The sequence below is a fragment of the Paenibacillus soyae genome, from assembly GCF_024623455.1.
Taxonomy (GTDB): Bacteria; Bacillota; Bacilli; order Paenibacillales; family Paenibacillaceae; genus Pristimantibacillus; species Pristimantibacillus soyae.
Genome location: NZ_JANIPJ010000047.1, coordinates 1 through 3,784 on the forward strand (window position 1 = coordinate 1; position 3,784 = coordinate 3,784).

Below are 3,784 nucleotides of genomic sequence, written 5' to 3' on the forward strand. Positions count from 1 at the left end.
CTTTCCGAGCTCGATGTCCGCGAGGTCCGGTGCGCCGCTGCCCGATTGCAGCGACACCAGCAGCTTGTTGTGCACGTCGTCGAAAGGGCTTACATTCGCGACCAGTTCAATCTGCTTGTCCGGGTTCGCCTCGTTCCAACGCTTCGCCATCTCGACGTAGAAGTCCGCATGGAGCTGTTGGAACGTCCAGAACTCCAGCTTCGTCTTCGCGCCCTTGTCCCCGGACGTTTCCCCGCCTGCGTTATTGCCGGCTTTCGCCGTCTCGCCGGCGCTGTTCCCCCCGTTGTTGCCACCGTTCCCGCCGCTGCACGCCGAGACCAGCATGACCACTGCCAGCAATAGCGTTGCCATACTCGTAAGCTTCCTTTTCATTTGTTTTCCCCCTAGTACTGTAATAGTTTTAATAAAACCTAAAACGTTTTATAACTACATAGTATTAACCCGCATGATATATGTCAAGATGTTTTTTGGTTGCGCTTTCACTTTGTCAAACATGACAGTTATCTGTCGAATTACAACGGATTCCCGCACAGTATCGATTTCCTCACAGCGACTGTTTAGTGATTTATAAATCATTTTATATTTTACACGAAGAAAACGGCCTCAGTCCGCTTGAACTCAGGACCAAGGCCAATTCTGATTTTTATGGCAGCGCGATTCGCGCTGTGCTAAGCGTCGCCCGCCGGAATACCGAACACCGGGAAACCGTTCTCGTCCCAATCGAATGCTTGCGCCCTCGTGTGGCGATTCGGATCGTACAATGGATCACCTTGAATCTCTCTATAATTCCTCGCATGATAGACCATGATATCCACGAGCCCGTCTTCCGACACGGTGAAGCTGTTATGGCCTGGCCCGTATTGACCGGTCGTCTCGGAAGTGCGGAATACCGGCTGCTTGGACTTGGACCAAGAAGCAGGATCGAGCAAGTCCGAGTCCTCGGATGCCCACAACAAACCCATGCAATAGTTGAAATCAGTGGCGCTGGCAGAGTACGAGATAAAGATTCTGCCGTTGCGCTTTAAGACAGCGGCACCCTCATTGACCTTAAAGCCGATCGTCTCCCAATCAAATTCCGGCTTGGAGATCATCACTTGCGGACCTTTAATCGTCCAAGGATTCTCCATCTCGGCGATGTAGAGATTGGAATTGCCGGGAATCGCGGGATCCTTCTGCGCCCAGACGTAATAGCGCGTACCGCGGTGCTCGAACGTCGTGGCATCGAGGGCAAACGATTCCCATTCCGTAATGACTTGTCCTTTCTCTTCCCAGTCTCCTTCCAGCGGATTGGCCGATCGGTTCTCGAGCACGTACATCCGGTGGTCGAACAGACCTTCGTTCGTTTCCGTTGTATGCGCCGCAGCGAAATAGATATACCAGGCTCCGTCTATATAATGAATTTCGGGTGCCCATATGTTGGCGCTCAAGATGCCTCTTTCCCTCTTGCGCCAAACAACGGCCGGTTCGGCCTCGCCAAGCCCTTGAATCGTCTTGGAGCGTCGCACTTCAATGCGGTCATATTCAGGGACCGACGCCGTGAAATAATAATAACCATCCGTATGTTTGTACACCCACGGGTCCGCTCTTTGCGCGATGACGGGGTTATTGATCTGAACTATCGTTGACATGGCTTTCTCCTCTTTCTTTCTGTTTATCCCTTGACGCCGCCAGCGGTCATGCCTTCGATAAAGTAACGCTGGAAGAATAAGAACACGATCAACACCGGTATAACCGCGAAGCAAGCGCCAGCGATCAGTACTTGATAATTGTTGCCGTACGGCGTAAGCAGCGTCGAGAGACCGATCGGTATCGTCAGCTTCTCCGTACTGTTCAGCACGATTAGCGGCCACAAGAAGTTATTCCAGCTTCCGAGCGCCTGAAGGATCGCCATCGACGAGAAGGCAGGCGCCATCAGCGGCATCATGATCCGGAAGTAAATGCCGTACTCCGTACAGCCGTCTACGCGGGCCGCATCCAGGAAGTCGCGCGGAAGCCCGCCTGCATACTGCCTGAAGAAGAAGATGGGCAGCGGCGCTACCACGAACGGCAGAATAACGCCCCAAATATTGTTCATCAGCTTCATCGAGATCATCAACTTGTAGAGCGGAAGCATAATGATCTCAAGCGGGATGGCCATAATGACGAGCACCATGACGAATATGAAATTGCGTAGCTTAAATTTATACATCGCAATGCCGTAGCCGACCATAGAGGAGAATATCAAGGACAGCACCGTGAAAATAATCGTAATCAAAATACTATTGCCGTACCATTTCAAATAATTGCCGTCCAGCCGGAATATCTCGATATAATTCTCCCACGTGAACAGATCAGCGTTCATTTGCAGGTTAAGTCCGAAGCGGATCAGCTCCTGCGCCGGCTTGAAGGACGCGATGACCAGCGTGACAAGCGGGAACAGGGCGAATACGGCAAGACCGATGAACAGAATGAGCAACAGTACCCTGTTGAGGGACCACTTGGTTGGTGCAACAGATTCCATCGCCTAGCTCTCCTTCCTGAACATGCCGAAGAATGTCAGTTGAATGATGGTTACGATCAGCGTAATGCCTAGAAGCGCTACGCCGACAGCTGCGCCGAGTCCGAGGTTAAACTGCTCCCACCCTGTGCGGTACAAGTAACCAACGATTGTAAGTCCAATGTCTTTCGGCGAACGGTTGCCGCTCCACAGGACGAAGCTCTCCGTAAACATCGCAAGTCCACCGTAGATGCTGATCGTGAATACATAAATCGTAATGGGTTTAAGCATCGGCATCGTAATGTTCGTGAACTGCTTCCACGTCGTCGCGCCGTCAATTGAAGCCGATTCGTACAATTCCTTCGGTATATTTTGAAGGCCGGCTAAGAAGTACAGGAGGTTTACGCCAATCCACCGCCAGCAAGCCAGAATGAGCAACGTCATCATACCGAGCCATTGATCTCCTAGCCATTTTTGCTTCTCGAAGCCGAGGCTCGTCACTATCGAGTTCATCAGGGAACCTTCCAATTCGCCGAACGCCATCCGGAATATCGTACCGGCAACGACGACTGAAGTCAGCGCCGGGATGAACAGCGTTGCGCGAAACATATCTTTCAGTATCATCACTTTGGAGTTAAGAAGTACCGCAAGAACTAACGGAATCGGAATCAGCAGCGCTAGCGTCAGCACTGTGTAGATCGCACTATTCATTACCGCTTTCTTAAACATTGGATTCCAGATTTCTTGATAATTGTCCAATCCCACGAATTTGGATTCGCCGGGCACAATCTCCTGAAAGCTCATGGAGAATGCAGAGAAGACCGGATACACAAAAAATACGGCAAACGTAATGATGAAAGGAAGGACAAATACGTACGGAGCAATCGTTTGCGAATACAAAATTTTGGAGAATTTCGACCTTGGTTCTTTATTGTTGACTTTCACGATCGGAGCCTTGCTCTCCATCCCTATCCCTCCTACGGGAATGGCAGTATCACTAGTCCGAGAGGGCTAGTGATACGCCTTATTCACGCGCTTATTTTAATGAATCGTTGACTTCCTTCAACACCTTAGCCGCGTCTTCGCCGTCAACAAGGATGCGAACGTTCGTCTGCGTCTTAATCGCGTCGATGACTTGCGGCGTCTTCTCGCCGATGTTGATGCCTTCAATTTCACTCTTCACTTGATCAAGCACGTCGAAGATGTTGTCGCCGAAGTAGTCCGTGAACTTGTTCGCCGCTTTCATCGCCGGATCGGTCCATACGTCCGAACGGATCGGGTCGAAGCCGAGAATCGTCCATGTCGCCA

Annotated in this window: 3 protein-coding genes and 2 pseudogenes; all 5 read right to left on the reverse strand. The window is 51.0% G+C overall.

Going from position 1 to position 3,784, the window contains the following annotated elements; translation table 11 throughout:
• Nucleotides 1-372 (reverse strand): annotated as a pseudogene (locus tag NQZ67_RS29760) (ABC transporter substrate-binding protein); the annotation flags it as partial.
• A gap of 296 nt (nt 373-668) precedes the next feature.
• The gene (locus tag NQZ67_RS29765) at nt 669-1,628 is read right to left on the reverse strand and encodes a glycoside hydrolase family 43 protein (protein WP_257453141.1); all 960 of its coding nucleotides are present in this window, start codon (nt 1,626-1,628) and stop codon (nt 669-671) included.
• Between the two features lie 23 nt (nt 1,629-1,651).
• Nucleotides 1,652-2,500: a carbohydrate ABC transporter permease gene (locus NQZ67_RS29770; RefSeq protein ID WP_257453142.1), complete on the reverse strand. Its 849-nt coding sequence runs from the start codon at nt 2,498-2,500 to the stop codon at nt 1,652-1,654.
• A 3-nt stretch (nt 2,501-2,503) separates the two neighbouring features.
• Nucleotides 2,504-3,442, reverse strand: a complete 939-nt coding sequence (locus NQZ67_RS29775) for a carbohydrate ABC transporter permease (protein ID WP_257453143.1) — start codon at nt 3,440-3,442, stop codon at nt 2,504-2,506.
• Between the two features lie 70 nt (nt 3,443-3,512).
• A pseudogene (locus tag NQZ67_RS29780) lies at nt 3,513-3,784 on the reverse strand (ABC transporter substrate-binding protein); the annotation flags it as partial.

Bases quoted from the DNA above. Each gene is read 5' to 3' on its own strand.
- NQZ67_RS29765 (WP_257453141.1), bottom strand. From the start codon at position 1,628: ATGTCAACGATAGTTCAGATCAATAACCCCGTCATCGCGCAAAGAGCG.
- NQZ67_RS29770 (WP_257453142.1), bottom strand. From the start codon at position 2,500: ATGGAATCTGTTGCACCAACCAAGTGGTCCCTCAACAGGGTACTGTTG.
- NQZ67_RS29775 (WP_257453143.1), bottom strand. From the start codon at position 3,442: ATGGAGAGCAAGGCTCCGATCGTGAAAGTCAACAATAAAGAACCAAGG.